Here is a 26,072-nt window from a genome sequence, read left to right as displayed (position 1 = left end):
CCGTATGCGTCGTACCAAGATCATCGCCACGCTTGGGCCGTCCACGGACGATCCGGCCACGCTTGCGAAGCTCTTCAAGGCCGGTGTCGATGTGGTGCGCGTCAATTTCTCGCACGGGGATGCCGATACCCGCGAAAAGCGCGTGCGCACGGTGCGCGAAGTGGCCGAGCAGTGCGGTAAGTACGTTGCCGTGCTCGGCGATCTGCAGGGGCCGAAGATCCGTATCCAGCGTTTCCGCGATGGTCCGGTGTCGCTGGTCGAGGGCAAAACCTTTGTACTGGATGCCGCGATGGATCCGCTGGCCGGCACGGCGGATGGCGTCGGCGTTGCCTATCAGCAGCTGCCGGGCGATGTGAGCATCGGTGACAACCTGTTGCTCGACGACGGCTTCATCACGCTGACGGTCGAGCGTGTCAGTGGCACGCAGATCCACTGCAGGGTCGTTCAGGGCGGTTTGCTTGCCGACAACAAGGGCATCAACCGCCAGGGTGGCGGGCTGTCGGCACCGGCCCTCACCGACAAGGATCGTCAGGACCTGGTTCAGGCGGCGGCGCTTGGTGTGGACTGGCTGGCGGTTTCTTTTGTCCGCTGTGCTGATGATCTGCATGAGGCCCGCGAGTTGCTGCACAAGGCAGGCGGTGACGCCCACCTTGTCGCCAAGATCGAGCGTGCCGAGGCGCTGGCCAATCTCGAATCGGTGATCGATGCCGCGGATGCCGTCATGGTCGCCCGCGGTGACCTGGGCGTGGAGATGGGTTATGCGGGCCTGACCGGTCTGCAGAAGCAGATTCTCAAGATGGCCCGGCACCGGCACAAGATTGCGATCACGGCCACGCAGATGCTGGAGTCGATGATCCACAACAAGGTACCGACGCGGGCTGAAGTGTCCGATATCGCCAACGCCGTACTCGACGGGACCGACGCGGTCATGCTGTCGGCGGAGACTGCGGTCGGCGAGCACCCGGTCAGGGCGGTGACCTCCATGGCCGAAGTGTGTGTGGGCGCGGAGAGCTATTACCTGACCCTCGGCCGGCCGAACCATCGGATGAATGACCGCTTCGAACGGGTGGACGAGGCCATTGCGATGGCCGTCATGTATACCGCCAATCACCTGCCGGTGAAGGCCATCATCGCCCTGACGGAGTCGGGTTCCACTGCGCTCTGGATGTCGCGCATCCGCTCCGATATTCCCATCTTCGCCTTTACCCGGCACGAGGCCACACGGCGGCGTGTAGTGATGTATCGCGGCGTTTACCCGGTGGCATTCGACATCACGCATACCGACCTGCAGCGCATGTACAGCGAGATTTTCCAGCTGCTCCTTTCACTCGGGCATGTAAACGAGGGCGACCTGGTGCTGGTGACCAAGGGCGAACTGTCGGGAATTGCCGGCAGAACCAATTCGATGCAGATCCTGTCTGTCAGCAGCCAGTGAGCCGCTCCTCGTCATCGCTCGGCCGTCTGCTGGGCCGGACCACCAATATCGAGACACACGAGACGCAGTCCGTCGTCACGGCTTTCCTGCTGTTTTTCTGCGTGCTCGGGGGCTACTTCGCCGTCCGGCCGGTGCGCGAAACGGTCGGTACGATTCTCGGTGCGGACCGGGTGAGCGACCTGTATGTAGTCACCTGGATCGCTTCGCTGCTGATCGTTCCTGTCTATGGCTGGGCATGTACGCGATTCCGGCGCAGCGCGTTCCTGCCCTGGATCTATGCCGTTGTTGCCGGTTCACTTGTCGCCGTCGGGCTGATGCTGGCCGCGGACGAGCACAACACCGTCGTTGCCCAGTTCTTCTATGTCTGGATCAGCGTGCTCAACCTGTTCATCGTTTCGGTGTTCTGGAGCTTCCTGCTCGAGCTGTTTGATATCGCGCAGACGCAGCGCCTGTTCGGGGTGATTGCTGCCGGTGGTACCGCCGGAGCACTGGTCGGGCCCTTGCTGACCGACCTGGTGGTGCCTCTGGTCGGTAATCCCGGTGTGCTGTTCATGGGTGCGGGGTTTTTCATCGTCGCAATCATCTGCCAGCGTGCGCTGCTCAGGATCTGGGCGGCTCCGGCATCCTCTGGCGGGGTGCGGGCGCCCGAGCGTCCGATGGGGGGCAACCCGTTCGCGGGCTTCACGCTGGTGCTCAAGTCGCCATATCTGCTTGGCATCTCGCTGTTTGTGATCCTGCTCGCTTCGGTCAATACCTTCCTGTATTTCGAGCAGTTGCGGCTGGTCAGCGACACCTTTACGGATACGGCCCAGCGTACCCAGGTATTCGCGCGTCTTGACTACATCGTGCAGGGCCTGACTATCATCCTGCAGCTGTTCATCACCGGGCGCCTGGCTTCCCGTCTGGGTGTTGTGGCCCTTCTGACGTTGGTGCCGCTGGTCATGGTTGCGGGTTTTGTCGGCCTGGCGGTCATGAACACCTTCTGGGTACTGGCCGTGGTATTCGTGGCACGTCGCGTGGGGGAATACGCGTTCATCCGGCCTGGCCGCGAAATGCTCTTCAGCCGGGTCGACACCGAATCGAAGTACAAGGCCAAGAACCTGATCGACGTGCCGGTCTATCGCGGTGGCGATGCGCTCTCCGCGCAGGTCAAGACAGCCCTTGAGGCGGGCGGACTCGGCAGTGTCGGTGTCGCCCTGCTGGGTGCTGCCCTTGCCGCGCTATGGGCACTGAACGGCTGGTGGCTCGGGCACCAGGCCCGGCTCAGGGACCGGCCCCCGGGCCGGGATTGAACGGGCGGACTGCGGCCCCGTTCCTTGTGATGACATTTTGCGTGTGCTTAAGATCGCGTTTAGCTGTCGACCAGTGAGCTTCCCGGGAAGATGCTGCAGATGAGCCGCACGCGCCAACAGCAGATTGCTTCGACTCTGGCCATGGAGAGGCAGATCGGGCTGGTCCTGCCGGGCGGCGGCGCCCGCGGCGCCTATCAGGTCGGGGTGCTGAAGGCACTGGCCGAGTTGCTGCCGCGCCGGTCCCCGAATCCTTTCGCCGTGCTCAGTGGTACATCGGCCGGTGCGATCAGTGCCGCGGTACTCGCGACCCGCGCACGGGTGTTCCGGGCGGCCACCAATGATCTCGAGCGCGTGTGGGCGAATTTCCGTTCCGAGCAGATCTTCCGCTGTGATACCGCGACGATGCTGAAAAGCAGCCTGCGCTGGCTGACCGCGCTGATCTTCGGTGGCCTGGGCGAGCAGAATCCGCGTGCGCTGCTCGACAACGAGCCGCTTTGGGAACTGCTCCGTGCGCGGCTGAATTTCGATGCGATCCAGGAGGCCATCGACCAGGGTTACCTGGGCGCGCTGGCGATTACCGCCGCTGGCTACGATTCGGCCCGTTCGGTGAGTTTTTTCCAAGGGACTCCGGCGCACCAGAGCTGGGACCGGGTGCGCCGGAAAGGGCGTCCGGCCACGATCACGCTGGAGCACCTGATGGCGAGCATTGCCGTACCGATGATCTTTCCGCCAGTCAGGATCGGCCAGGAGTATTTCGGCGACGGCGCGATGCGCCAGGCAACGCCGCTGTCGCCCGCTCTGCGCCTCGGTGCAGAGCGCATCCTGGTGATCGGTGTACGCAACGAGGTCATCGATCCATTGCCCGGCTTTGGTGAGCAGGTGCCGTATCCGAGCTTCGGAAAGATTGCCGGTTATGTGCTGGATGCGCTGTTCATGGACGGACTGTCTTCGGATCTGGAGAGCCTGACGCGCATCAATCTGATCCTGGAAAAGTTGCCCGGGCGCGTGTTGCAGGGCGAATTCGGTGTTCTGCACCATACGGATGCACTGATCATGCTGCCGAGCCGTGATATCCGCGAGATCGCCGGCCGGCATGTCGATGAAATGCCGAAGGCGTTCCGCCTGCTGATGCGCGGTGTCGGTGCCACCAACTACGCCGGCAGTCAGCTGCTCAGCTATCTGCTCTTCGAGTCGGGTTATACCCGGGAGCTGATCCAGCTCGGCTATGAGGATGCGATGGCGCGCCAGGCCGAGCTGATCTCCTTCATGGAAGGTGAGCCGGTGCAGGCGCTTGGCGGGATCTCCGGCTGGCGCGACCTCAGCGACGAGTATTCGCAGCGCCTGAGGGTGCTGAAGGTCGACGAAGCGGCGGTGGCCGCCGCACGCTGAGGCGTTTCTTCAGGTCAGCAGCAGGGTCCCGAGTCCGAGCACGGCGACAAAGCCCACCAGGTCGGTCACGGTAATCAGGATCACCGAGCCGGCCAGCGCCGGGTCGATGCGCAGCCGCCGCAGTGCCAGCGGCACGCCGAAGCCTACCGCTGCGGCGATCAGCAGATTGGCTGCCGTTGCTGCCGCAATCACTCCGGCCACCCGCCAGTCACGGAAAAAAACCGCGGTGACGACTGAAACTATTGTTGCGCCCAGCAATGCATTGACCAGTCCGATGGCGAGTTCCCGGCGCAGCAGCGGCGAGGTGTTCGAGCCCTGAATGCGGCCGAGCGCAATGCTGCGGATCATCAGGGTCAGCGTCTGGCTGCCGGCGATGCCGCCGAGTGCGGCCACCATCGGCATCAGTACGGCGAGCAGGATTACCTGGTTCATCGTGTGCTGGAAAAGATTGATGACCGCAGCGGTGCAGAAGGCCAGCGTCAGGTGCAGGACCAGCCAGACCGCACGCCGGCGACTGCTGGTCAGGATCGGGGCGAACATGTCGTCATCCTCGTCCAGACCGTCGCGGGAGAGGATGTCGTGGTCGGCCTGCTCCTGGATCACGTCCACGACATCGTCGACCGTGATCTGTCCGATCAGGCGTCCGGCACTGTCGGTGACGGCGGCAGAGACCAGGTCGCGATCCTGGAATTCACGGGCGACCTCCGCCGCGCTGCTTGCGGCGTGAATGGGCTCGACGGAGGGATCCATGAGGGCAGTGACGGCTGCTTCCGGGTCGCTGGTCAGCAGGCGCGCAAAGGTAAGCACGCCGAGGTACCGGTCTTCCCGGTCCACCACGAAAACCGAGTCGGTATTGTCCGGCAGCTCGCCGCGCATGCGCAGATAGCGCAGCACGACGTCGACGCTGACATCGGGACGCACGGAAACCGTTTCGGGGTTCATCAGGCCGCCGGCGCTGTCGGCCGGGTAGGCGAGCACGGCCTGCAGACGTTCCCGGTCCTGCACGGACAGGGACTGCAGGACCTTGTAGGTCAGGTTTTCCGGCAGGTCGGCGACGAAGTCCGCGAGATCGTCGATGTCCAGGCCTTCGGTGGCAGCCACGACTTCGTGGCTGGCCATCGCCTCGACGAGGCTGGAACGGACCTCTTCGTTGAGTTCGACGAGGATCTCGCCTTCGCTGTCGGCCGGAACCGCCGCCCAGATCACCCGCCGCTCCTCGGCCGGCAGTGACTCGATGAGCCTCGCAATCTCCGCGGGATACAGGTCGGCCACCAGCCGGCTGATCTGCGCCACGTCACCACGCTCCATGGCAGTGTGGAGCTCGTCGAGGTCAAGTGGCGTCGTGGTGATCGGTTCCATACGGGGAATACGCGGGTTTTGGCTGGAGATCCGGATTCAGGTTCCGCCGAACTGGGGCACGGTGATCCGGCCTTCAGTTTCGGGCAGCTCATTGTGCCGGGTCATGACCTGTTTGTGGCGTTTTGAAAGCTCGGTTGCAAGTTTCTCGGCGATATAGACCGAGCGATGCTGGCCGCCGGTACAGCCGATGGCGACCGTGAGGTAGTTGCGGTTGCAGTCGATGTACTGCGGAATCCGCCGCTCCAGAAATCCGAGTATGTCCTCAAGCATCTGCTGCACGCTCTTGCTGGCAAGCAGAAAGTCCGCAACCTTCTGATCTTTGCCGGTCAGTGTCCGCAGCGATACATCCCAGTAGGGATTGGGCAGGCAGCGCACATCGAAGACGAAATCTGCATCAGCGGGAATGCCGTTCTTGAAGCCGAAAGACTCGATGAGTATCGACAGGTCGGGCAGATCGTGCCGGCCGATACGCTGGCGGACGATGTCCCGCAGCTGGTGGACGCTGGTCCGCGTGGTGTCGATAACCAGGTCTGCAGCGCCGATGATCGGATCCAGCAACTGGCGTTCCCGGTCTATGGCCTCGCGCAGGCTGAGACCAGCCGCGCTGAGCGGATGCTTGCGACGGGTCTCCCCGAAACGTTTCAGCAGGACGTCGTCATCGGCATGCAGGAACACCACTTCGCAGCGGGTGCCACGTGCGCGCAGATCTGCGGTGACGGCCGGCAGGTGAGCGAGATCCGCGGCACGGTTGCGCGCATCAATGCCGATCGCAAGGTTGCTGTACATCGGGTCCTCGGTGGCCAGGATCTGCTCGATCATTGACGCCAGCAGGGCAGCCGGCACGTTGTCGATGCAGTAGAAACCGAGGTCTTCGAAATAATGGAGGGCAACGGTCTTGCCGGAACCGGACAGGCCGCTGACGATGATCAGGCGCATCTGTGCTCAGCAGTTCTGGTCAGGCGCCTGCAGGTACTTCACGGCACATCACGCCTGATTGTTTCAGTGGTGTGATGGTCGCTGAGCTTTCCCTTGTGCCTTCTGACCTGCCGGTCGAGCTTGTCGAGCATCATGTCGATCGACTTGTACATGTCTTCTTCGGTGGCGTCGGCAAACAGCGTGGCCCCCTTGAGATTGACGGTGGCCTCGGCACGGTGCCGGAGTTTCTCGACTGTAAGGATGCAGTGGATATCCAGGAGGTGTTCGAAATGACGTTCGAGGCGGGAGAGCTTGCTGGTTACGTAGGTGCGCAGGGCAGGGGTGATCTCGACATGGTGGCCGGTCAGGTTGATTTGCATGGTGGCTGCCTCCTGGTTGTCGTGGTTGATATTCTCAGGGCTGCGATCCCTGGCTGCTGGCGCTCAGCCGCCGCCGGCGCTTCCGCTCGCTCGACGGCTCGATCTGCATCGCTTCACGGTATTTTGCCACTGTTCGGCGTGCCACTTTGATGTTCTCCTCCGCCAGCAGCGCGGCAAGCTGACTGTCGGACAGCGGACGGGCCGGGTCCTCCTGGCCGATGAGACGGCGAATCCGCGCGCGGATCGCCGTGGAGGACTGTTCGCTGCCATCATCGCCGGTAACCTGGCTGGAAAAAAAGTGCCGGAATTCAAAGACGCCGCGGGGCGTGTACATGTACTTGTTGGTGGTCACCCGCGAGATCGTCGATTCGTGCATGCCCACCAGTTCAGCGACATCCTTCAGGACCATCGGGCGCATTGCCTCGTCGCCGCGATCGAGGAATTCAGACTGTCGCTCGACGATACAGGTGGCAACCTTGAGCAGGGTGTCGTCGCGGATCTCCAGGCTGCGCACCAGCCAGCGGGCTTCCTGCAGCTGGTTGCGCAGGACTGTATGGGCGCTGTCGCCGCGCACCAGGTTGGCATATTCCTGGTTGACCTTGAGGCGCGGTGTCACCGAGCGGTTCAGATCGACCTGCCAGCGTCCCTGGCGCTTGCGCACGTAGACGTCGGGCACGATGTAGTCGGCGGGTGCGGGGTGGATGGTGAGGCCGGGCTTCGGGTTGCAATGGCGGATCAGCGCGAGCGCGGCGTCCAGGTCCGCTTCCGACACGCTGAGCCGGCGACGCAGCATCGCGTATTGCTGTTCTGCGACAAGATCAAGGCCGTCCTGTGTGATGGCGAGCGCGAGTTCGCGGCCAGGCTCTTCAGGGTCCAGCTGCTGCAACTGGAGGCGCAGGCATTCGCCCAGGTCCCTGGCGCCGATGCCGGCCGGATCTAGCGCCTGAACCTTTGCAAGGATCTGTTCGATTTCGGCGAGCGTATAGCCGGCGTCCGGGTCGAGTATGTCGAGGATCGATGAGAGCGACTCCGTCAGGTACCCGGCATCATCGATGGCGTCGATCAGGGCTTCGCCGACGCTGAACTCACGCGCACTGAAGTGTTCGGTTTCGAGCTGCCACATAAGGTGTGCATGCAGGGTCTCGCTGCTGCGGTCGCTGGCCTCGGGGCGTCCGTCGTCATCATCGAAGCTGGTGCCGCCACCGGAAGTTTCGTTCCACAGCAATGAGTCCATATCCTCACTGCCAGACGGTTCGGCGACCGCTTCCACGGGGTCATCGCCCGCATTCCAGGGGTCGCTTTCCGCATCACCGCTGTCACCATTGCTGTCACTGTCGCCGGTAGCGCTGCCGGTCGGCACATGCGCCTCCATTTCAGCAGGCGTGGCCTCCGGCTCCTCGGCTTCAAGCATCATGTTTTCGGCCAGCAACTGCTCCAGCTGGGTATTGAGCTCCGTGACCGGCATGAGCAGCAGGCGTATCGCCTGCTGCAGCTGCGGGGTCATGGTCAGCTGCTGGCTGATTCGGAGTTGCAGTGCCGGCTTCATCGTCATCCCTGAGACAGGCCGCCAAAGGCGACCGCTTCTATAGTCTAAAGCCCTCACCCAGATACACCTGCCGAACCTGCTGGTTGGCGAGAATTTCTGCCGGTGCACCCTCGGCGATCATTGCGCCTTCGTTGAGAATATAGGCTCTGCTGCAGATTCCCAGTGTTTCGCGCACATTATGGTCGGTGATCAGGATGCCGATGCCGCGCGAGGCGAGATGCCGGATGATGTGCTGGATATCGAGTACTGAAATGGGGTCTACGCCGGCAAAAGGCTCGTCCAGCAACACGAAGCGGGGCTCGGCAGCCAACGCTCGCGCGATCTCCACGCGTCGGCGTTCGCCGCCGGACAGGCTCATGCCGATCCCGGTGCGTACATGCGAGATGTGCAGTTCATCCAGCAGTTCTTCAAGGCGCTGTTCCTGGCCGGCCCGGTCGAGTTCGGGACGCGTCTGCAGGATCGCGAGTATGTTGTCCTCGACGCTCAGCTTGCGGAAGATCGAGGCTTCCTGTGGCAGATAGCCGAGGCCGAGGCGCGCCCGCTGGTGCATCGGCAGGTCGGTGAGATCCTGGTCGTCGAGCAGGATCCGGCCGCGGTCGCAGCGGATCAGTCCGACCAGCATGTAGAACGCGGTGGTCTTTCCGGCGCCGTTTGGTCCGAGCAACCCGACGATCTCGCCACTCTCGAGGCCGAAGGAGATGCCCTGGACGACCTGCCTGAGCTTGAAGCTCTTGTAGAGGCCTTCGGCGCGCAGACTGCTCACGCTGTACTAGTCCGCTTTCGGTGCTGGCGGGTTGGCCAGCGGCGGTTTCGGGCGCGGCGTGATCTTCATGCGTACCTGCCCGGATCCGTTGTTGCTGGCCGTGACGACCTCCCGCCCCAGATCGTAGGCGATGGTCGTACCCGTGATTTCATTGGTGCCATCGCTGAGCAGGGCATTGTCTGTCATCTGGATGGTTCGCGCGCCGAGGTCGTATTCGAGCAGGTCACCGCGGCCTTCGGTCGAGCCGCCGCCGGGGCGCGGCTGCGCGAAGCGTGCCGGCTTGCCACGCAAGATGGTCCGGAGAAGGGTGTTGTTGCTGAAACTCATCTCTGCCTTGTCGCACCAGGCCGTCAGGCCGGCGTTCCTGATCTCCACATTGCCGGTGAAGATCCAGGTGCTGTTCTCGAAGTCGGCCGGGTCAGCGGTCGCCTCATCGGCGCTGATCGCCAGACTGCCCTGGGTGATGTGCAGATTCCTGAACACCAGGCGGTTGTTGCGGCGGTCGAGTTCCGAGTAGGCGGCGTCGAGTTCGATTGGCAGCGCGCGTTCGGCCCGGTCGGCTTCCGGGATTTGCGGCGTGCCGGCGGCGAGGGCAGTGACAGAGATGCTGCTGAAGCACAGCAGCGCAATCAGGCTACGGCAGAAAAGTTCCGCGGACTTCGGATTCAAGTTGCAGCCGGTCCTGTTTGAGGTAGACACGCATCCCCCTGCCATAAAGCGTATCCCGCGACCGTTTTATCGCCACATGTCGGTCGGTGGTGGCGATATACGTATCCGGATCAAGCTCGAGGTAATCAGTCCGAATCGTCAGTGGCGCCTGGCGGCGATCTGCCGCAGTGGCTGCCGTGGACGTGACCAGCACGTCCCCCGAGAGCTGGATGATATTACTATCCTGTGCGATCTGCCCGCGGGTGGCGAGCAAGTCCCACGGGACCCCCTCGGCCGGCATGTAGTTCACCGCGACTTCCTGCATCGCTATCGTTCCATCGGCAAGATTCTGCCTGGCGATCCTGGTGGTGATGGCGTACAGGATCCGGCCATCGGCACCGGTACCGGTCAGCCGGCCGTCCTTGACGTAGTAGCCCTGTTCCGTACGGATCTTCTGTTCCGGCGGCGGCTGCCGGTCGGGGGTAAGCATGAAGACCACGCTGCTGCCGACAGCCGCAAGTGCGAGGACGATCAGCCAGCTGCCGCGCCCCATACGCATGCTTCAGTCCGCTTGCCGTGCCGCAAGCAGCAGCTCGCAGATTTCCCGTACCGCACCCCGTCCGCCGGACTGGCGGGTCGTCCATGTGGCTCTCGCCAGAACGTCCGGGTGGGCGTCGGCGACCGTGATACCGAGCCCGGACATCCGCATGATTTCCAGATCAGTGGTGTCGTCACCGACGCAGGCGACCATTTCCGGTGCGATGTGGAGTTCGGTCAGCAGCGCATCGAGTACCGCTTTCTTGTCATTGCGACCGAGGAATACATGCGGCACCCCGAGTTCGGCCAGCCGTGCCGCCGCTGCGGGCGAGGCGCGACCGGAAATCACCGCCACCGTGATGCCTGCCGCCTGCACCTGCTGTATCCCGTATCCATCGCGGACATGGAAGCTCTTTATTTCCTGCCCGTTCGCGTCGTACCAGAGCCGCCCGTCGGTCAGTACACCGTCCACGTCCAGCACCAGCAGCCTGATCCGGGCAGCGATGGCCAGCAGTTCCTGGTGGGCTATCACGCGGATATCCTGCCTACATCACGCCCGCGCGCAGCAGGTCGTGGATATTGAGCGCGCCAACCACATGCTGTTCGGGATCGACAACCAGCAGCGCGTTGATCTTGAACTGCTCGAGCAGGTGTACCGCTTCGGCGGCCAGTGCGCCGGGTGCGATGGTGCGGCAACCGGCGTGCATGATTTCCTGCATCTGCGTCCTGTGTACGTCCACACCGCGATCGAGAACCCGGCGCAGGTCGCCATCGGTGAAGATTCCGGTCAGCCGGTCGTCGGCATCGACGATGGCGGTCATGCCCAGGCCCTTGCGGCTCATTTCGATCAGACCCTGGGCGAGCAGGGCGTCGGGTCTGACCTTCGGGATACCGTCGCCGGTATGCATGACATCATCCACGCGCAGCAGCAGGCGCCGGCCGAGCGTGCCGCCCGGATGCGCGAGTGCAAAGTCTTCGCGGGTAAAGCCGCGGCTCTCCAGCAGGGCCACGGCCAGCGCATCGCCCATGGCGAGTGCGGCGGTGGTGCTGGCAGTCGGCGCCAGATTGAGCGGACAGGCTTCTTCGCTGACACCGACGTCGAGAGCCACTGTGGCTGCAGTGGCGAGCGTGGAACGCTGGTTGCCGGAGAGGGTAATGAGCGGGATGTCCAGGCGTTTGAGCAGCGGCAGGAGCGTGACGATCTCCGCGGTCTCGCCGGAGTGGGAAATGGCGACGACCAGGTCTGCCCGGGTGATCATGCCCAGATCGCCGTGACTGGCCTCACCCGGATGCACGAAAAAGGCAGGGGTACCGGTGCTGGCGAGCGTGGCGGCGATCTTCCCCGCGATATGGCCGGACTTGCCCATGCCGGTTACGATGATCCGGCCACGGCAATCGAGGCAGAGCTGACAGGCCCGGTCAAAGCCGAGGTCGAGGCGCGGAACAAGGCCGGTTATGGCCTTGGCCTCGATTTCGAGAACCCGCCTGGCCCGTGATCTGAAGTCGTGCTGGCCGCTGCTCATGGTTGCTGCCGGGGTCCTGCTGTCAAAATCGCCTCGGCCGCATTGTATGTCATCACGATATGGGGGCGTCGCCGTCTATACTCGCGCGCCTCGATCACCGCTTTTCGGTACCCGGATGAACCCTGAAGAAATTGAAACCCTGATTCATGCACACCTGAGTGACTCGACCGTCAGCGTCCGGTCCGCGGACCGGGTGCACTTCGATGCGGTGGTGGTCAGCCCGGCCTTTGCCGGCAAGCACACCCTGCAGCGCCATCGACTGGTCTATGCGGCGCTCGGCAGCCGCATCGGTGCCGAGATCCACGCCCTGTCGATCGAGGCTTACACCCCGGAAGAATGGAGTGCCCGACAGCCCTGAGGGCTGCGGCAGGACGGAAAGCCTTGGAAAAACTGGCCATAACCGGCAAGGGGCCGTTGAAGGGCGAGGTGCGCATCTCGGGCGCGAAGAATGCGGCCCTGCCGATACTCGCCGCGTGCCTGCTGGCAGATGACGAGGTGACGGTCGGCAATATTCCGCACCTGCACGATGTCACCACCATGATCAGCCTGCTCGGGCAAATGGGCGTGAGCGTCACCGTGCATGAAGACATGCAGGTCGAGGTGGACGCACGGACGATCCGTGAATGTGCCGCACCCTATGCCCTGGTGAAGACCATGCGTGCCTCGATACTGGTACTCGGGCCATTGCTCGGGCGCCACGGACAGGCAGATGTTTCGCTGCCCGGCGGCTGTGCGATCGGTGCCAGACCGGTCGACCTGCATGTGGCCGGCCTCCGTGCGATGGGCGCCGAGGTCGAAATCGTGGACGGCTATATCCGCGCGCGCTCCGGTCGCCTGCGCGGTACGCACCTGTTGATGGACAAGGTGACGGTTACCGGTACCGAAAACCTGATGATGGCTGCCTGTCTGGCCGACGGCGAAACCGTGATCGAGAATGCTGCACGTGAGCCCGAGGTGATCGATCTGGCCGCTTTTCTCTGCGCGATGGGTGCGCAGATCGAAGGTGCGGGCACCAACCGTATCGTCGTCAACGGCGTCCGGCGACTGCATGGCGCCAGCTATCAGGTACAGCCCGACCGCATCGAGACCGGTACCTTTCTGGTCGCGGCGGCGATCACCGGCGGTCATGTCCGGGCCCGTCGTACCAGTCCCCTGAATCTGGAAGCGGTACTCAGCAAGCTGCGCGCTGCAGGTGCAGTCATCAGCACTGGCCCGGACTGGATCGATCTCGACATGCAGGGCCGGCGACCGCTGGCCGTGGATATAAGTACTGACCCTTATCCGGCCTTTCCCACCGACATGCAGGCCCAGCTCATGGCACTCGACTGTATTGCCGACGGGGTTGGAAGAATCATCGAAAATGTGTTCGAGAACCGCTTCATGCATGCGCTGGAGCTGCAGCGCATGGGCGCGAACATCAAGATCGAGGGCCATACCGCGATCGTGCAGGGGGTTCGTGCCCTGCATGCCGCGCCGGTAATGGCGACCGACCTGCGTGCCTCGGCCAGTCTGGTGGTCGCGGCCCTGGCGGCGGAGGGGGAAACGGTGGTCGATCGCATCTATCACATCGATCGCGGCTATGAATGCATCGAGGAGAAGCTCAGGCAGATCGGTGCGCAGATCCGCCGGATCGCGTGAGCAGTACGCAGATGTCCGGTAGGCAACCCGTGGAAGCCGTGTGTATAATTTGCCGGCTTTCGCAGACCCACCGGGATTGCCGGGCGCTCGTCCGAATCGACCGGGCTTGTCGTTGCCGGGTCGCTGGCAACCAGGAATTTCAAGAGGAATAGCTCGTGAGCGAAGAGGCGTCCGTCAGTCGTCGTCGGTTTCTGGCCGTGGCCACCAGCGTTACCGGAGCTGTGGGTCTGGCGATGACGGCGGCCCCGTTCATCGCGTCATTCCGCCCCAGCGCCCGTGCCCAGGCGCTCGGTGCGCCGGTTGAAGTGGATATTTCCAAGCTCGAGACTGGTTCGATGGTGCGTGTCCAGTGGCGCGGCCAGCCGGTCTGGATCCTGAAGCGCAGCAAGGAGATGCTGGAGCTTCTGGGCAACCACGGCGACAAGTTGCGCGATCCGGATTCCAGGGAATCGATACAGCCCCCCTATGCGGCCAATGCCACGCGTTCCATACGGCCGGAAATACTGGTCGTCATTGGAACCTGCACGCACCTCGGCTGCGCGCCGATCGAGAAGCTGCAGCCGGCGGATGCCGAGCTCGGTGCGGACTGGCCGGGTGGCTTCTTCTGTCCCTGCCACGGATCGAAGTTCGATCTCGCCGGCCGCGTCTATGCCGGTGTTCCGGCGCCCACCAACCTCGTGGTGCCGCCGTACCGCTTTGTTGGAGACACCATGATCATTGTCGGCGAAGACACCGGAGCAAGCGCATGAGTGCGGCAGGTACCAAGGCTGCGGGCGGTTCCCAGGGCGGACGTTTTGCCCGGTTCATCGACTGGGTCGATGAGCGCTTCCCCCTGACGGCCATGATGAAAGAGCACGTCACCGAATATTACGCAGCCAAGAGTTTCAATGCCTGGTATGTGTTCGGTGTACTCGCGCTGCTGGTGCTGATCCTGCAGGTCGTGACCGGCATCTACCTGACCATGAGCTACAAGCCGTCAGCCGAGGACGCCTTTGCGTCCGTCGAATACATCATGCGCGATGTCGACTGGGGCTGGCTGATCCGTTACATGCATTCCACCGGCGCTTCGGCCTTCTTCATCGTCGTCTACCTGCACATGTTCCGTGCACTGATGTATGGCTCCTACAAGTCGCCGCGCGAGTTGCTGTGGGTCATCGGCATGCTGATCTATGTGGCGCTGATGGCGCAGGCGTTCACCGGCTATCTGCTGCCGTGGGGCCAGATGTCCTACTGGGGTGCGCAGGTGATCGTGTCGCTGTTCGGCGCAATTCCGGTAGTCGGCGCGGCGATCGTCGAATGGATCCGGGGTGATTACTTCATCTCCGACATCACCCTGAACCGCTTTTTCGCGCTGCATGTCATTGCCGTGCCGCTGGCGTTGATGATCCTCGCCGTCGTGCATATCCTCGCGCTGCATACCACCGGCTCACTGAATCCGGATGGCATCGAGATCAAGAAGATGAAGGGTCCGGACGGCATACCGCTGGATGGCGTTGCCTTCCATCCCTTCCATACGGCCAAGGACCTGGTCGCCATCATCATCTTTGCGATCGTGTTCTGTGCGGTGATCTTCTTTGCGCCGGAAATGGGCGGCTACTTCCTCGAGCATGCGAACTTCGAACCGGCCAACATGCTGAAGACACCTCCGCATATTGCGCCGGTGTGGTACTTCACGCCCTTCTACGCGATTTTGCGTGCGGTGCCGAGCAAGGGCTGGGGTGCGTTCCTGATGGCCATGGCCATCGTCATGTTGTTCCTGCTGCCGTGGCTGGATCGCTGCAAGGTGAAGTCGATCCGCTATCGCGGCTGGTCCTACAAGATTGCCCTGACCGTCTTCACTGTCAGCTTCCTTGCGCTGGGCTTTCTCGGCATGCAGCCGGTCACGCCAGTGTTTGTCTACGCTGCACGGTTGTTTGGCGTTCTCTACTTCGCGTTTTTCCTCCTCATGCCGCTGTATACCGCGCGTGAACGGACCAAACCGGTTCCGGATCGCGTCGTTTACCACGGACACCACTGATCGCCATGGTGAGCAAAGCTATGAATCGCAGGCTACAGTCCGGTCTGGTTGCTGTCACAGGGTTGGTTGCCGTTCTGGCGCTTGGTCCCGCTTTCGCCAGCGGCGGGGGTGCCTTGCATGATGTGGCCAACAACGACATCGGCAATATCCCGTCGCTGCAGCGCGGGGCCGGCAACTTCGTCAACTATTGCTCGGGCTGTCACTCGGCAAAATACGTTCGCTATAACCAGCTGGCCCGCGATCTGCAGATGTCGGAAGACCAGGTGGTCAGGAACCTGATGTTTGCCGCCGCCAAGCCGACCGAGACCATGGAGATCGCCATGCGTCCGGAAGACGCGCAGCGCTGGTTCGGACTGGTGCCGCCTGATCTTTCGCTGATTGCGCGCTCGAAGGGGCCGAACTACCTGTACAACTTCCTGCGTTCCTTCTACCTCGACCCCTCGCGGTTCACGGGTGTGAACAACCTGATGCTGCCGGGTGCCAGCATGCCGCATGTACTGGTCACGCTGCAGGGCACCCAGCGGGCGATCTTCAGGGAGGCAGAGGTCAACGGCACCGTTCAACATGTATTCGACAGGTTTGAGCAAGTCAGCCCGGGCACGATGACCCCCGCGGAGTATGATGAGTTTGTCCGGGATACCGTCAACTTCCTCGATTACATTGGCGAACCCGTGAAACAGAAGCGTCAGAGCCTGGGAATCCTGGTCATGGCGTTCCTGGTCGTCTTCCTGGTGCTTGCGTATCTCCTGAAGCGCGAGATCTGGCGAGACGTCAGGTAATCGGATTTGCATCCCTTGCCTGTCCCGGCGCTCCGGCGGCCGCCGGGATCCTTGTGATTGGCTCATCACGGATGCCCGGAACTCCGGCGAGAGGCTTGACCCGTGACAGATGATTGGAGCAGTACTGGTCTGGGGCCGGGCAGGCGCGCGGCCATGACGCTGTACGCCAGCCCGACTGCGATCCTCAGCCACCGCACGCGCATCGTGCTGGCCGAGAAGGGTATCGGCATCGATATCGTGAATGTCGACGGGCCCGATCTGCCCGAAGATCTGCTCGATATCAATCCGTATCACAGCGTGCCTACGCTGGTTGATCGGGGGCTGGTGCTGTACGACTCGCGCGTGATCATGGAGTATCTGGACGAGCGCTTTCCACACCCGCCGCTGATGCCGGTAGACCCGGTCAGTCGTGCGCATGTCCGGCTGGCCCTGTATCGGGTGGAGAGAGACTGGTACGGCGTGGTGGACCAGATCGAGCGCGCCACCGACAAGAAGCAGGCGACCCAGGCGCGCAAGATCCTGCAGGAGAGCCTGCTGTCGAGCGCCGAGATCTTCGCCGCGAAGAAATTCTTCCTGAACGACGAGTTCTCGCTGGTGGACGCGAGTATTTCGCCGGTGCTGTGGCGCCTGCCCGTGCTGGGCATCGAGCTCAACGGCAATGCTGCACAGCCGATCCGCAGGTACATGGACCGGATTTTTGCCACGCGGTCTTTTCGCGAGAGCCTCACCGAGGCAGAACGCGAGATGCGGCAGTAGACCGCAATTCACCTGAAGTGACTGAACCGCCCGTTCCAAAGCCGGCTCTGCCACCCAAACGCCCGTATCTGCTGCGGGCCCTGCACCAGTGGATGACCGACAACAACCAGACGCCTCATCTGGTTGTGGATGCCGCGTATCCCGGCGTTGCCGTGCCGGAAGAACACGTCCAGGATGGCCGGATCACGCTCAATCTCAGCTATTCGGCCACCAGCAATCTGACGATGGGCAACGATGAGGTCAGCTTCGATGCGCGATTTGGTGGCGCTGCGCGGCGGATCTTCATTCCCATGCCCGCGGTGCTCGGTATCTACGCGCGGGAGAGCGGCGAGGGGCTCGTCTTTCCGGCTGATGAATATACGGCTGCCGATCCCGCACCCGCTGAGCCGGAACCCGATCCGGCAGTGCCTCCACGAGGTCGCCCCAGCCTGAAAGTCGTCAAGTAGGCTGCCGGCAGTCCGGATCAGGGCTGGCTGTGTGCCGGCCCCGCAAACAAGGCCTGATCGATCGCGTCGCAGAGGCAGTGGATCACCACGAGGTGAACTTCCTGGATGCGGGCTGTGCGTTGGGCCGGCACGCGGATTTCGATGTCGTCGTTGCGCAACGCGCTGGCCAGCTTGCCGCCATCCCGGCCGGTCAGTCCGATCACGCGCATACCGCGCTCATGAGCTGCATGTACAGCGGCGATGACATTGGCTGAATTTCCCGAAGTCGAGATTGCCAGCAGCACATCGCCGCTGCGGCCAAGTGCGGTGAGCTGCTTGGAAAAAACCTGTTCGTAGGAATAATCGTTGGCGATCGACGTCAGTGTCGAGGTGTCGGTGGACAAGGCCAGGGCGGCGAGCCCGGGCCGCTCCATCTCGAAGCGGTTCAGCAGTTCTGCCGCGAAGTGCTGCGCATCGCCAGCCGAGCCGCCATTGCCGCAGCTGAGGATCTTGCTGCCGCTGCGGAGCGTCGCCGCCAGCAATCCGGCTGCTGCCGCGATCGGCGAAACCAGAACCGCCAGCGACGCCTGCTTCACGGCGATGCTGTCTTCGAAGTGCCTGCGAATGCTGTCGGCGGCGGACATCGCTAACCCCGTTCAGATCTTTCTGCAGCTTGCATGATACGGCCAGTGCTCAGCGGCTGGCCATGTCGTTCAGCGTAAATGCCGCGCGGATCCACCTGATCTCTGCCGTAACCAGTTCACCGGTGACCGCGACAACATCGAATCTCAGCGGCCAATCCCTGTAGCACCGGTTCTGCAGGATGAAGTGCTGGGTGGCGAGGATGATCCGCCGCTGCTTGTGCCTGTCGACGGTCTCGGCCGGTGTCGCCACCCGTGTACTGGTTCTCGATCGTACTTCGATGATCACCAGCGTCTGGCTCTCGCGCATCACCAGGTCGAGTTCGCCAACCCTGGCCCGGTGGTTGCTCGCCACCAGGATGAGGCCCTGACGGACCAGGTAAGCGGCAGCCAGCTGCTCCGCGCTTCGACCGTGCTCCAGATGCCTGGCCACGGGCTTGTGTCAGGACTCAGCGTTCGCCGGATACCGGCTGAAACTCGCCCGTTGGCAGTACCGCCGGGGCAGGTTGCCCGTCGCGCAGGGTGGCCCACAACAGGCGCCGGTGGATGCGCCCCATGGAGTCGGCCTGCAGTGTGCCGGTGACGCCCTGGACTTCAGCACCGCGGAATGGCCCCGGCACGGATTGGCTGCGAACGGCCGGCAGCAGCTGCCAGGCGTCGTAACCGAGCGCATAGAGGCGGGACAGCGCCAGCGATTGTGGCCCCCAGTAGCGCGTCAGCTGTGACCTGAGGAGCGCGCTGCGGCTGTCCGGTGCAATCATCCATGGTCCGTCCGGAAAGCTGATGCCATTCAGGTCGCTGGCGTCACGGTCGCCATCCTCCCAGATTGCCGACGTGCTGTAGGTCGGAAGATCGCCCGCGCCGTAGAAGCGCAGCTGCGGGTAAATCAGTTTGCCGGTCGTATTCGTTGCGGCAAGAAAGACTAGATCGATATCCTGCCGCCGTCCCCCGTCGAAAGTCGGCGATTTATCCCGATATGCGAGTACAGCCCGCAGCTCCGGTGAGAAATCAGAGGCGCCCGGCGGATACAGGCGGGCTGCAACCACCTGACCGCCAAGCGCGGTGAAATCATCCTGGAAGGCCGCAAGCAGTCGCCTGCCCCAGCCGTTGTCCGGCGCGAGCGAGATCGCACGCCGCTGGCCGAGCGACACGGCCCGGGCGGCGATTTCCCAGGCTTCGTCTTCCGGCGCCAGGCCGAATTGCCAGAAACCCGTCCGTGCCGCTTCGCCATCCGGCAGATAGTTGAGTGCCAGCACCGGAATCGTTCCGGCGATCTGGTTGAGGGCCTGCACCGACTCGCGCAGCAACGGACCGACGATGACGCTGGCCCCTGCATCCACTGCCTGCCGGCTGGCCTCGGCTACGCCGAGCAGGGCGACATCGAAAACCAGCACCTGCTGCTGGCTGCGGGCGGAACCCAGATATGCGGCGACAAATCCATCGCGTACCGCCGCGCCCGCCGATTGCTGCCGGCCCGACAGCGGCAGCAGCAAGGCCACGGGTCCGCCGGGATTCTGCGCGGTGCCTGCCTGCCAGACCGGGACGGTCGGTGCAGCAGATGGTGCGGCCGGGCCCCTTGCGGTTCTGCCTGCGGTGCCGGTCTGGCCGGAAGGCCGGGTCTGGCTCACGGCCTGCTTCGGTCCGGCTGCCTGCGCCTCGTTGGCAGGTTGCAGCGGCTGGCAGGCTGCTCCGACAATGACCGACATGAGCATCACTGCGAACAGGCATTTTTTCGGGGCGGAATGCATGCGCTTCGTTTGCTCGTTCCTGTCTATAGTGTCGCGGAGCAGATTCGGAACCAGGCGCGCAGAGGGTTAGCCGTGAAGATCCAGTCAGGAACCCTGTACGTTGTGGCGACCCCGATCGGCAACATCGATGACCTGAGTCCACGGGCCCGGGAAGTCCTCGCGGAGGTCAGCCTGGTCGCTGCGGAGGATACCCGCCACGCGGGTCAATTGCTAACGCGCCTCGGCATCAGCGCGCGCCTCGTTTCACTGCATGAACACAACGAAGCGCAGCGTAGCGATGAGCTCCTGGAGCTGTTGAAAACCGGCAGCAGCATCGCGCTGGTCAGCGATGCGGGCACGCCGCTCATCTCTGACCCGGGTTATCGGCTGCTGGCCGCGGCGCGGGCCGCCGGGTTGCCGGTCAGTCCGATACCGGGCTGCTGTGCGCTGATCGCGGCATTGTCGGTTGCCGGGCTGCCTACCGACCGCTTCCTGTTCGAAGGGTTTCTCCCGGCGCGGCGTGCCGCACGCTTGGCCCGACTCGGCGAACTGGCAGGCGTGGGACCGACGCTGGTGTTTTACGAAAGCGCGCACCGCCTGCCCGAAACCCTTGTGGATGCGATCAGCGTGCTCGGCGAATCGCGACCGGCGGCGGTGGGACGCGAACTCACCAAGCTGCATGAAACCATCTACAGAGGCAGCCTCGCCGATGTGCTCGGCGCGGTGAAGGCTGATCCGGGCGGTGAGCGCGGCGAGTGCACCTTGCTGATCGGCGGAAGCCCGGTACCGCTTGCGCCGGGCGAGGACGAACTGGCCCGCATCGTCAATCTGCTCGCCGCCGAGCTGCCGGCTGCACAGGCAGCGGGACTCGCGGCGCGCATTACCGGCGCGTCGCGGCGCGATGCTTACCGTCTGGTGCAGGAACGCCGGCAGCAGCGCCCATAGGACTGCCTGAATGCGCTCCTGCGCGTGCTCTCCGTATCACACCGGATTACCCCTATACTTGCCCGGCGAGTCGGCCAGGCAATCGCTCGCGTGCATGCACGCGGGAGGAAAGTCCGGGCTCCGGCGGGCAGGGTGCCAGGTAACGCCTGGGAGGCGCGAGCCTACGGAAAGTGCCACAGAAAATAACCGCCTAAGGGTCGCAAGACCCCGGCAAGGGTGAAAAGGTGCGGTAAGAGCGCACCGCGCGGGTGGCAACACTTCGCGGCTTAGGTAAACCCCACCCGGAGCAAGACCAAATAGGGAAGCAGCATTCCGCAAGGAAGGCACCGTCGCCCCGCGGGCTTCCGGGTAGGTCGCTTGAGGTCGTTGGTGACAACGATCCCAGAGGAATGATTGTCCACGACAGAACCCGGCTTATCGGCCGACTCGCTCTTTTTTCGCATGCCTGCTGATGTCTCCGGTGGTGATTGCGCGATGCCTACGCCATTCTTGCCCTGCTCGCCGGACGCACGCACACCCTGCGTCTGGCCACCGGCGTGACGCATACCGTGACCCGGCATCCGGCGATGGTCCGCATGGCGGGTATCGAGTGCCGAGCTGCCTGGTCGGCTGACATTGCAGGCCAAATGCGGCGTCACACCGCGCGCCCGACAGTCGGCGACGAAGTCCGCCGTGTCATTGGCATTGTCGGCAGCCAGCATACGCTGGCCTCGGGCCGGCTGACGATCGAGTATGGCCAGCGCTGCGGTACGCTCGGCATAACCATCCGCCTCGGTCACCTCGACATCGACCGGCAAGCCGTGCTGGTGATCCATCCGCACATGCCCCATGCAGTAAAGCTTGGCCGGCTGGCCGTTCCCCTTGTGGTACATTGGCCTCCGGATCGGTCGGCGATACGTGCCTCTCGTTCGTGCGCCGCTCGCCGCGAATCGGTTCCGCGTGTCACTGCTTGTCCACATCAGGCATTTCAGCTTGGGCCTAGTGATGGCTGGTGCGCACTTCTATTGACGAGGTGGCTGCGGTACCCATCCAGACAGCCATACGGGTCAAGGATTCAATATCAGCATCAGACGAAACAAGGTTTCGTGCCTTCCATTGGCTCGATGCGCTCTGGTGTACACCCCGGTCGTTCCGCCATATACGGTCAAGTGAGCCGACCGGCAGTAGAATCAACCTGACTGGCTCCATGCGACCGCGTAGTCCACCGAGCGTCCAGTAGGTCTGGTTATAGTGCCTGAGACCGTGCTCAATGTTTTCCGCGAGGGTTTGCAACTGCGCTGTCGTCACGCCGCCATCTGGCCACAGCTCGATGAAGGCGAGGTAACGAGACCGTATGTCTTGCGGTGAGCGGGCCAGTGCGTAGCCATTCACGACGGCATCGGAGCCCAGGCTTTGTTCGGCCGCCGCGAAAATAGCTTGGCGTGCCTGGGCTTCCGTGGTTTTCTCGCCGAGCAGATCGAGTACCGTCCCCAAGCGGTAGGAGAACGTGAATCGAGGTGTGCTGCCTTGACGTCCGGTGACACGAATCACGTCACCGAGTCTATAGCGATATAGGCCAGCCGCAGTCGTTACAACCACTTCATACTCGTGCCCCAGCTCCAGGTCGCCCGGACCAACGGTTGTTGGCTGTGCAGCATCGGCATCAGCCATCGGCACAAACTCGAAATACGCGCTACCGTTTGCCAACGTGTAGTGCTCCGAGTCAAGTTCCAGCTGCACTCCGATGACGGCTTCCGAAGCGGCATAAGTACCGCTGAATAGCGATACATCAGGACCCAATAGCGCGCGAAGGCGTGGAACGGTGGCGGCGAAGCTACCCGTCGTCACGCTGCACAAGACGCGAAGTTCAGGCCAGAGCCGTTGCAGTATTGCGTCAAGGCCGTGCCCGAATGCTCTAGCGACAGTTTCCGCACGCGCCGGATTCGGACGCAGAATTGGCGACAATGCGGCTCGCGTTCCGGCCGGTAGATTGAGGTCGGGGCAAATGGCGCCAGAATGTAGGTCGCGGACCAGCTGTGGCCAGTGCTTGTTGATTTTCACCCAATATTGACCCGGGGGGGGTGCGGACAAGAACTTGGACTACCTGGAGGTAGTTCATGTACACGTACGAAGACAGGATCCGCGCGGTCGAGCTCTACATCAAGCTGGGCAAGCGTGTGAAGGCGACCATTCGGCAATTGGGTTATCCGACCAAGAACGCGTTGAAGGTCTGGTACCGGGAATACGAGCGGCGAGGCGACCTTGCGAAGGGATTTCACCGTGCACCGAAGTACTCGATGGCACAGCAGGAGGCTGCTGTGGCTCATTTTCTCCACCATGGACGCTGCATCGATTTCACCCGGAAAGTGCTGGGCTATCCCTGCCGGTCGGTGTTGCGGAGCTGGATTTACGAGCGGCATCCGGAACTCTGTCAGCGCAGTGTCGGGCGCAGTCGCGCAGTACCGAGCCCCCTGGAGGTAAAGCAAGAAGCCGTGATTGCCCTCTGTACGCGGCAGGGGAAGGCCCAAGCCATCGCGCAGGATCTAGGCGTCTCGAGGGAAACCTTGTACAACTGGAAGAATCAGCTACTCGGTCGAGAGGCGCCTGCATCGATGAAACGCCAAAGCAAACCGCCGGCCGACCCGGACAAGGCCCAGGTGGAGCAACAACTGGCAGCGCTGAAAGGCGAGCTGCGACGACTTCAGCTCGAACACGACCTGCTGAAAAAGGCCAACGAAATCATAAAAAAAGACCTGGGCGTCAACCTGCAGCTCCTGACCAATCGGGAGAAGACGATGCTGGTTGATGCCCTGAGACCGGTTCATGCCGTCAAGGAACTGCTGGCGGCGCTGGACCTGGCGCGCAGCTCCTATTTCTACCACCGTGGCCAGATTCGCCTCGGGGACCGGTATGTCGACGTGCGCCGCACACTCGCCGAGATCTTCGAGAGGAATCGTCGCTGCTACGGCTACCGCAGGATGCACGCGTCGTTGCGACGGATGTGCATCTCCCTCTCGGAGAAGGTTGTGCGGCGCCTGATGAAGCAGGAGAACTTAATCGCTGCCACTCCAAAGCGGCGCCGGTACGGCTCGTACCTGGGCGAGATCAGTCCTGCGCCGGAGAATCTGATCAATCGCGACTTCCGGTCGGCCGCGCCAAATCAGAAGTGGCTCACCGACATTACGGAGTTCCATATCCCGGCCGGCAAGGTGTACCTGTCACCGATCATCGACTGCTTCGACGGTCTGGTCGTCAGCTGGTCGCTGGGTACAACGCCAGACGCTGAACTCGTGAACACCATGCTCGACACGGCCATCGAGACGGTTGCCAACGGCCCTGACCGACCCATCGTGCACTCTGATCGCGGCGCCCACTATCGATGGCCGGGCTGGCTGTCTCGAATTGATGGTGCACGCCTGATTCGCTCGATGTCCCGCAAAGCCTGTTCCCCAGACAATGCTGCATGTGAGGGCTTCTTCGGCCGTTTGAAGAATGAGCTTTTCTACCCGGGAAGCTGGCAGACCACGACCATCGAGCACTTCATCGTAGAGGTTGACTCGTACATTCGCTGGTACAACGAAGAGCGGATCAAAATCTCACTGGGTTCACGCAGTCCTATGGAGTACCGCGCGAACCTCGGATATGCAACCTAAACCAGTCCAAGGTTCTGTCCGCACCCCCAGTGGGTCAATTTTGGATGGACGTCAACATGAAGGTATATTTCGCTCAGCAATCATCGGAGGTACGGCCGGTGAAATTGGAGGCGGCAAGTTTGCCAACGGCGCGGTTACCGGGGCGTTTGTGCAGGCGTTTGGCAGCATCAGAGATAAGCGCGTGCGGTACGGACTTTCTGACGGCGACAGCGCCGGTCCGTTTACGGACGACGCTCCGGCCGGGCTGGCGGCTCTCCGTGAAGCAAATCCGGAGCTGGTAGCCAACGAAAACCGCCTCTGGGAGGATTCGAAGGGTTGGTTCGGAACTGAAATCGGAGCCAAAGAGCATGCGCTCGTGGCCTACGAAAGCCTGACTGACGGTAGCCTCAAGTACGAATTCTATGCGGCTGGAAGCAATAGCGACTTTGTTGGGCTACCGAGCTCGCTTCCCAAGCCCAAGGGCTACAGGGTCGCGCTTGTTGAGCATACGCATCCGCGTGCATGGTCATTCGGAAATAGGGCGTACAGAAACTATGTCCAAGGGCCCTCTACAAACGACATGCAAGTAGCCGGTGACTATCCGGGTGCGTTCCATGTCATTCAAGGAAAAACCCCGTTAGGCGTACGGGAGTTCATCTACTACGGAAAGAGTGCTGGGTTCAGATGAACGCGGCGGCTTCGGGCGAGGGGCAAGTGCGGAGCAAACGACGGTTGTCACGTCCGTTGGGAATCTGGATGATCTTGGTTGTCGCGTGGTTTGTCGCGATCGTGATGTTTGAAGGTGCCTACGTGGTCTTGCATGAGTATCATTTGGGCCACTGGGCACCTGGCGCCCTGCTACGGTCGATCGTGTTGACAGCCGTACTGGTAGTGGTTTGTATTTCCAGCGCGGCCATGGTCACCGGTCGTCGGAGCGCTCGGAATATCTTTCTGGCCGCTTCTACGATCTTGGCGTTGGGAGGTACATGGGATGGGCTGCTGATTGTGCAATATGCACTTTCAGCTCCAGTTCGCGAAACTCTGGGTGCTTGGTCGTGGCCACAATGGTGGGCATTCTCGACACCGCTCCTTTGGATTGCGTGGTTGGCTGGAAACTATTGGTACCTCACTGGCAAACGTGCCCGTGATTTCTTTTTCTCTCGTTGATAGATGTCGCAGGGTGCGGTGCCCGAGCATTCGTTTGTCTGATCCACATGAACGGCCGGGTGTGCGATCCGGAGCTGGGTTGTTTCCTGTCGGCGGATCCGCTGATACAGTTTCCGGAGAGCACGCAGGGCTTTGACCGTTATGCGTACGTGGGCAACAGCCCACTGAGTTATACGGATCCGAGCGGGCACGGGCTGCTGGGTATAGTGGGCTCGATCGTGTCGTTCTTTTACCCACCCGTCGGGGCACTGCTGATCCCGCACAGTGCGCTGCGCCCTCAGGTCACCCCGGCGGGGCGGGGCAAGAAGAGTGGCGTGAGCGAGCGCAGCCCGGCCGAGCGGCATCGGGTCATGAGCTGGGCGCAGCGGCTCAAGCGGGTATTCCGCATCGAGATCGAGAGCTGCGAGAGTTGCGGCGGCAAAGTGCGGATCATCGCCAGCGTGGAGGATCCGGCGGTGATCGGGAAGATTCTGGCGCACCTGGAACACCGGATACAGGTGCGGGAGGTACCAGCGAACGCCGCCGCTGCAAACCGCCCGCGCGGCCCGCCGGGGCAGGGGGAGTTCGACCTCAACTGAA

Annotated in this window: 27 protein-coding genes and 1 other RNA gene; 15 read left to right on the top strand and 13 right to left on the bottom strand. The window is 62.6% G+C overall.

Annotated features, from left to right (window positions below; translation table 11 throughout):
- The first annotated feature begins 4 nt into the window (after positions 1-4).
- The 3 genes from pyk (at position 5) to H6979_08840 (ending at position 4,116) form a co-directional block, all read left to right on the top strand.
- Entirely contained in the window at positions 5-1,435 is a 1,431-nt protein-coding gene (pyk, locus tag H6979_08850; GenBank protein ID MCP5139951.1) for a pyruvate kinase, read from the top strand.
- A gap of 26 nt (positions 1,436-1,461) precedes the next feature.
- A complete protein-coding gene (locus tag H6979_08845) occupies positions 1,462-2,727 on the top strand; it encodes an MFS transporter (protein ID MCP5139950.1) in 1,266 nt (421 codons plus the stop codon).
- Positions 2,728-2,868: 141 nt separating this feature from the next.
- Positions 2,869-4,116 (top strand): patatin-like phospholipase family protein, encoded by a 1,248-nt coding sequence (locus H6979_08840; GenBank protein MCP5139949.1) that lies wholly within the window; start codon positions 2,869-2,871, stop codon positions 4,114-4,116.
- Positions 4,117-4,125: 9 nt separating this feature from the next.
- On the opposite strand, the gene mgtE is transcribed toward H6979_08840, so the two are convergent.
- The 9 genes from mgtE to H6979_08795 are packed head-to-tail and all read right to left on the bottom strand — an operon-like array spanning position 4,126 to position 11,787.
- Complete coding sequence (mgtE, locus tag H6979_08835; GenBank protein ID MCP5139948.1) at positions 4,126-5,475, bottom strand: magnesium transporter; 1,350 nt, start codon at positions 5,473-5,475, stop codon at positions 4,126-4,128.
- A 36-nt stretch (positions 5,476-5,511) separates the two neighbouring features.
- Positions 5,512-6,411, bottom strand: coding sequence for an RNase adapter RapZ (gene rapZ / locus H6979_08830; protein MCP5139947.1), 900 nt, complete (start codon positions 6,409-6,411; stop codon positions 5,512-5,514).
- Positions 6,412-6,449: 38 nt separating this feature from the next.
- Entirely contained in the window at positions 6,450-6,770 is a 321-nt protein-coding gene (raiA, locus tag H6979_08825) for a ribosome-associated translation inhibitor RaiA (protein ID MCP5139946.1), read from the bottom strand.
- Positions 6,771-6,804: 34 nt separating this feature from the next.
- A complete protein-coding gene (locus tag H6979_08820; protein MCP5139945.1) occupies positions 6,805-8,316 on the bottom strand; it encodes an RNA polymerase factor sigma-54 in 1,512 nt (503 codons plus the stop codon).
- Between the two features lie 37 nt (positions 8,317-8,353).
- Positions 8,354-9,079, bottom strand: a complete 726-nt coding sequence (gene lptB, locus H6979_08815) for an LPS export ABC transporter ATP-binding protein (protein ID MCP5139944.1) — start codon at positions 9,077-9,079, stop codon at positions 8,354-8,356.
- A 6-nt stretch (positions 9,080-9,085) separates the two neighbouring features.
- Positions 9,086-9,748, bottom strand: coding sequence for a hypothetical protein (locus tag H6979_08810; protein ID MCP5139943.1), 663 nt, complete (start codon positions 9,746-9,748; stop codon positions 9,086-9,088).
- Positions 9,714-10,286, bottom strand: coding sequence for an LPS export ABC transporter periplasmic protein LptC (gene lptC, locus H6979_08805; GenBank protein ID MCP5139942.1), 573 nt, complete (start codon positions 10,284-10,286; stop codon positions 9,714-9,716). The genes H6979_08810 and lptC overlap by 35 nt, the downstream gene beginning before the upstream one ends.
- A 3-nt stretch (positions 10,287-10,289) precedes the next feature.
- Positions 10,290-10,796, bottom strand: a complete 507-nt coding sequence (locus tag H6979_08800; GenBank protein ID MCP5139941.1) for an HAD-IIIA family hydrolase — start codon at positions 10,794-10,796, stop codon at positions 10,290-10,292.
- A gap of 13 nt (positions 10,797-10,809) precedes the next feature.
- Positions 10,810-11,787 (bottom strand): KpsF/GutQ family sugar-phosphate isomerase, encoded by a 978-nt coding sequence (locus H6979_08795; GenBank protein ID MCP5139940.1) that lies wholly within the window; start codon positions 11,785-11,787, stop codon positions 10,810-10,812.
- A gap of 115 nt (positions 11,788-11,902) precedes the next feature.
- On the opposite strand from H6979_08795, the gene H6979_08790 reads away from it, so the two are divergent.
- The 7 genes from H6979_08790 to H6979_08760 all read left to right on the top strand — a co-directional run bounded on the left by H6979_08790 (position 11,903) and on the right by H6979_08760 (position 17,423).
- On the top strand, positions 11,903-12,145 hold the full coding sequence (locus H6979_08790; protein ID MCP5139939.1) for a BolA/IbaG family iron-sulfur metabolism protein: 243 nt from the start codon (positions 11,903-11,905) through the stop codon (positions 12,143-12,145).
- 23 nt (positions 12,146-12,168) lie between these two features.
- A complete protein-coding gene (murA, locus tag H6979_08785; GenBank protein MCP5139938.1) occupies positions 12,169-13,425 on the top strand; it encodes a UDP-N-acetylglucosamine 1-carboxyvinyltransferase in 1,257 nt (418 codons plus the stop codon).
- A 155-nt stretch (positions 13,426-13,580) separates the two neighbouring features.
- Positions 13,581-14,174 carry a ubiquinol-cytochrome c reductase iron-sulfur subunit gene (gene petA, locus H6979_08780; GenBank protein MCP5139937.1) on the top strand — a complete coding sequence of 198 codons (594 nt, stop codon included), beginning with the start codon at positions 13,581-13,583 and terminating at the stop codon, positions 14,172-14,174.
- Positions 14,171-15,442 carry a cytochrome bc complex cytochrome b subunit gene (locus H6979_08775; protein ID MCP5139936.1) on the top strand — a complete coding sequence of 424 codons (1,272 nt, stop codon included), beginning with the start codon at positions 14,171-14,173 and terminating at the stop codon, positions 15,440-15,442. The genes petA and H6979_08775 overlap by 4 nt, the downstream gene beginning before the upstream one ends.
- Positions 15,443-15,462: 20 nt before the next feature.
- Positions 15,463-16,221, top strand: coding sequence for a cytochrome c1 (locus H6979_08770; protein ID MCP5139935.1), 759 nt, complete (start codon positions 15,463-15,465; stop codon positions 16,219-16,221).
- A gap of 153 nt (positions 16,222-16,374) precedes the next feature.
- Positions 16,375-16,977, top strand: a complete 603-nt coding sequence (locus H6979_08765; protein ID MCP5139934.1) for a glutathione S-transferase N-terminal domain-containing protein — start codon at positions 16,375-16,377, stop codon at positions 16,975-16,977.
- A 47-nt stretch (positions 16,978-17,024) separates the two neighbouring features.
- Positions 17,025-17,423 (top strand): ClpXP protease specificity-enhancing factor, encoded by a 399-nt coding sequence (locus H6979_08760; protein MCP5139933.1) that lies wholly within the window; start codon positions 17,025-17,027, stop codon positions 17,421-17,423.
- Between the two features lie 17 nt (positions 17,424-17,440).
- Here H6979_08760 and H6979_08755 read toward each other — a convergent pair whose 3' ends face one another.
- From H6979_08755 to H6979_08745, 3 genes are read right to left on the bottom strand one after another with little or no spacing between them, the layout of a single operon-like run.
- Positions 17,441-18,046, bottom strand: coding sequence for a phosphoheptose isomerase (locus H6979_08755; GenBank protein MCP5139932.1), 606 nt, complete (start codon positions 18,044-18,046; stop codon positions 17,441-17,443).
- A 49-nt stretch (positions 18,047-18,095) separates the two neighbouring features.
- Positions 18,096-18,476, bottom strand: coding sequence for a YraN family protein (locus H6979_08750; GenBank protein MCP5139931.1), 381 nt, complete (start codon positions 18,474-18,476; stop codon positions 18,096-18,098).
- A gap of 16 nt (positions 18,477-18,492) precedes the next feature.
- Positions 18,493-19,791: a penicillin-binding protein activator gene (locus H6979_08745; GenBank protein ID MCP5139930.1), complete on the bottom strand. Its 1,299-nt coding sequence runs from the start codon at positions 19,789-19,791 to the stop codon at positions 18,493-18,495.
- Here H6979_08745 and rsmI point away from each other — a divergent pair.
- Both rsmI and rnpB read left to right on the top strand, forming a co-directional pair.
- Positions 19,786-20,715 (top strand): 16S rRNA (cytidine(1402)-2'-O)-methyltransferase, encoded by a 930-nt coding sequence (gene rsmI / locus H6979_08740; protein MCP5139929.1) that lies wholly within the window; start codon positions 19,786-19,788, stop codon positions 20,713-20,715. The genes H6979_08745 and rsmI overlap by 6 nt on opposite strands.
- Before the next feature lie 66 nt (positions 20,716-20,781).
- Positions 20,782-21,148: RNase P RNA component class A (gene rnpB / locus H6979_08735), an RNA gene on the top strand.
- 545 nt (positions 21,149-21,693) lie between these two features.
- On the opposite strand, the gene H6979_08730 is transcribed toward rnpB, so the two are convergent.
- On the bottom strand, positions 21,694-22,755 hold the full coding sequence (locus tag H6979_08730) for a GH3 auxin-responsive promoter family protein (GenBank protein ID MCP5139928.1): 1,062 nt from the start codon (positions 22,753-22,755) through the stop codon (positions 21,694-21,696).
- Between the two features lie 56 nt (positions 22,756-22,811).
- On the opposite strand from H6979_08730, the gene H6979_08725 reads away from it, so the two are divergent.
- From H6979_08725 to H6979_08715, 3 genes are all read left to right on the top strand, one after another.
- Positions 22,812-24,347 (top strand): IS3 family transposase, encoded by a 1,536-nt coding sequence (locus H6979_08725; GenBank protein MCP5139927.1) that lies wholly within the window; start codon positions 22,812-22,814, stop codon positions 24,345-24,347.
- 40 nt (positions 24,348-24,387) lie between these two features.
- A complete protein-coding gene (locus tag H6979_08720; GenBank protein MCP5139926.1) occupies positions 24,388-25,014 on the top strand; it encodes a hypothetical protein in 627 nt (208 codons plus the stop codon).
- 538 nt (positions 25,015-25,552) lie between these two features.
- Positions 25,553-26,071, top strand: a complete 519-nt coding sequence (locus H6979_08715; GenBank protein MCP5139925.1) for a hypothetical protein — start codon at positions 25,553-25,555, stop codon at positions 26,069-26,071.
- Position 26,072: the final 1 nt, after the last annotated feature.

It is taken from the genome of Chromatiales bacterium, from assembly GCA_024234935.1.
Lineage (GTDB): Bacteria > Pseudomonadota > Gammaproteobacteria > Steroidobacterales.
Note: the sequence above shows the minus strand (reverse complement) of the source record. Positions and strands in the feature narration are given on the sequence as shown.

Bases quoted from the DNA above. Each gene is read 5' to 3' on its own strand.
- pyk (MCP5139951.1), top strand. From the start codon at position 5: ATGCGTCGTACCAAGATCATCGCCACGCTTGGGCCGTCCACGGACGAT.
- H6979_08840 (MCP5139949.1), top strand. From the start codon at position 2,869: ATGGAGAGGCAGATCGGGCTGGTCCTGCCGGGCGGCGGCGCCCGCGGC.
- mgtE (MCP5139948.1), bottom strand. From the start codon at position 5,475: ATGGAACCGATCACCACGACGCCACTTGACCTCGACGAGCTCCACACT.
- rapZ (MCP5139947.1), bottom strand. From the start codon at position 6,411: ATGCGCCTGATCATCGTCAGCGGCCTGTCCGGTTCCGGCAAGACCGTT.
- raiA (MCP5139946.1), bottom strand. From the start codon at position 6,770: ATGCAAATCAACCTGACCGGCCACCATGTCGAGATCACCCCTGCCCTG.
- H6979_08820 (MCP5139945.1), bottom strand. From the start codon at position 8,316: ATGAAGCCGGCACTGCAACTCCGAATCAGCCAGCAGCTGACCATGACC.
- lptC (MCP5139942.1), bottom strand. From the start codon at position 10,286: ATGCGTATGGGGCGCGGCAGCTGGCTGATCGTCCTCGCACTTGCGGCT.
- H6979_08795 (MCP5139940.1), bottom strand. From the start codon at position 11,787: ATGAGCAGCGGCCAGCACGACTTCAGATCACGGGCCAGGCGGGTTCTC.
- H6979_08790 (MCP5139939.1), top strand. From the start codon at position 11,903: ATGAACCCTGAAGAAATTGAAACCCTGATTCATGCACACCTGAGTGAC.
- H6979_08775 (MCP5139936.1), top strand. From the start codon at position 14,171: ATGAGTGCGGCAGGTACCAAGGCTGCGGGCGGTTCCCAGGGCGGACGT.
- H6979_08770 (MCP5139935.1), top strand. From the start codon at position 15,463: ATGAATCGCAGGCTACAGTCCGGTCTGGTTGCTGTCACAGGGTTGGTT.
- H6979_08765 (MCP5139934.1), top strand. From the start codon at position 16,375: ATGACGCTGTACGCCAGCCCGACTGCGATCCTCAGCCACCGCACGCGC.
- H6979_08755 (MCP5139932.1), bottom strand. From the start codon at position 18,046: ATGTCCGCCGCCGACAGCATTCGCAGGCACTTCGAAGACAGCATCGCC.
- rsmI (MCP5139929.1), top strand. From the start codon at position 19,786: ATGCATGCGCTTCGTTTGCTCGTTCCTGTCTATAGTGTCGCGGAGCAG.
- H6979_08745 (MCP5139930.1), bottom strand. From the start codon at position 19,791: ATGCATTCCGCCCCGAAAAAATGCCTGTTCGCAGTGATGCTCATGTCG.
- H6979_08725 (MCP5139927.1), top strand. From the start codon at position 22,812: ATGTACACGTACGAAGACAGGATCCGCGCGGTCGAGCTCTACATCAAG.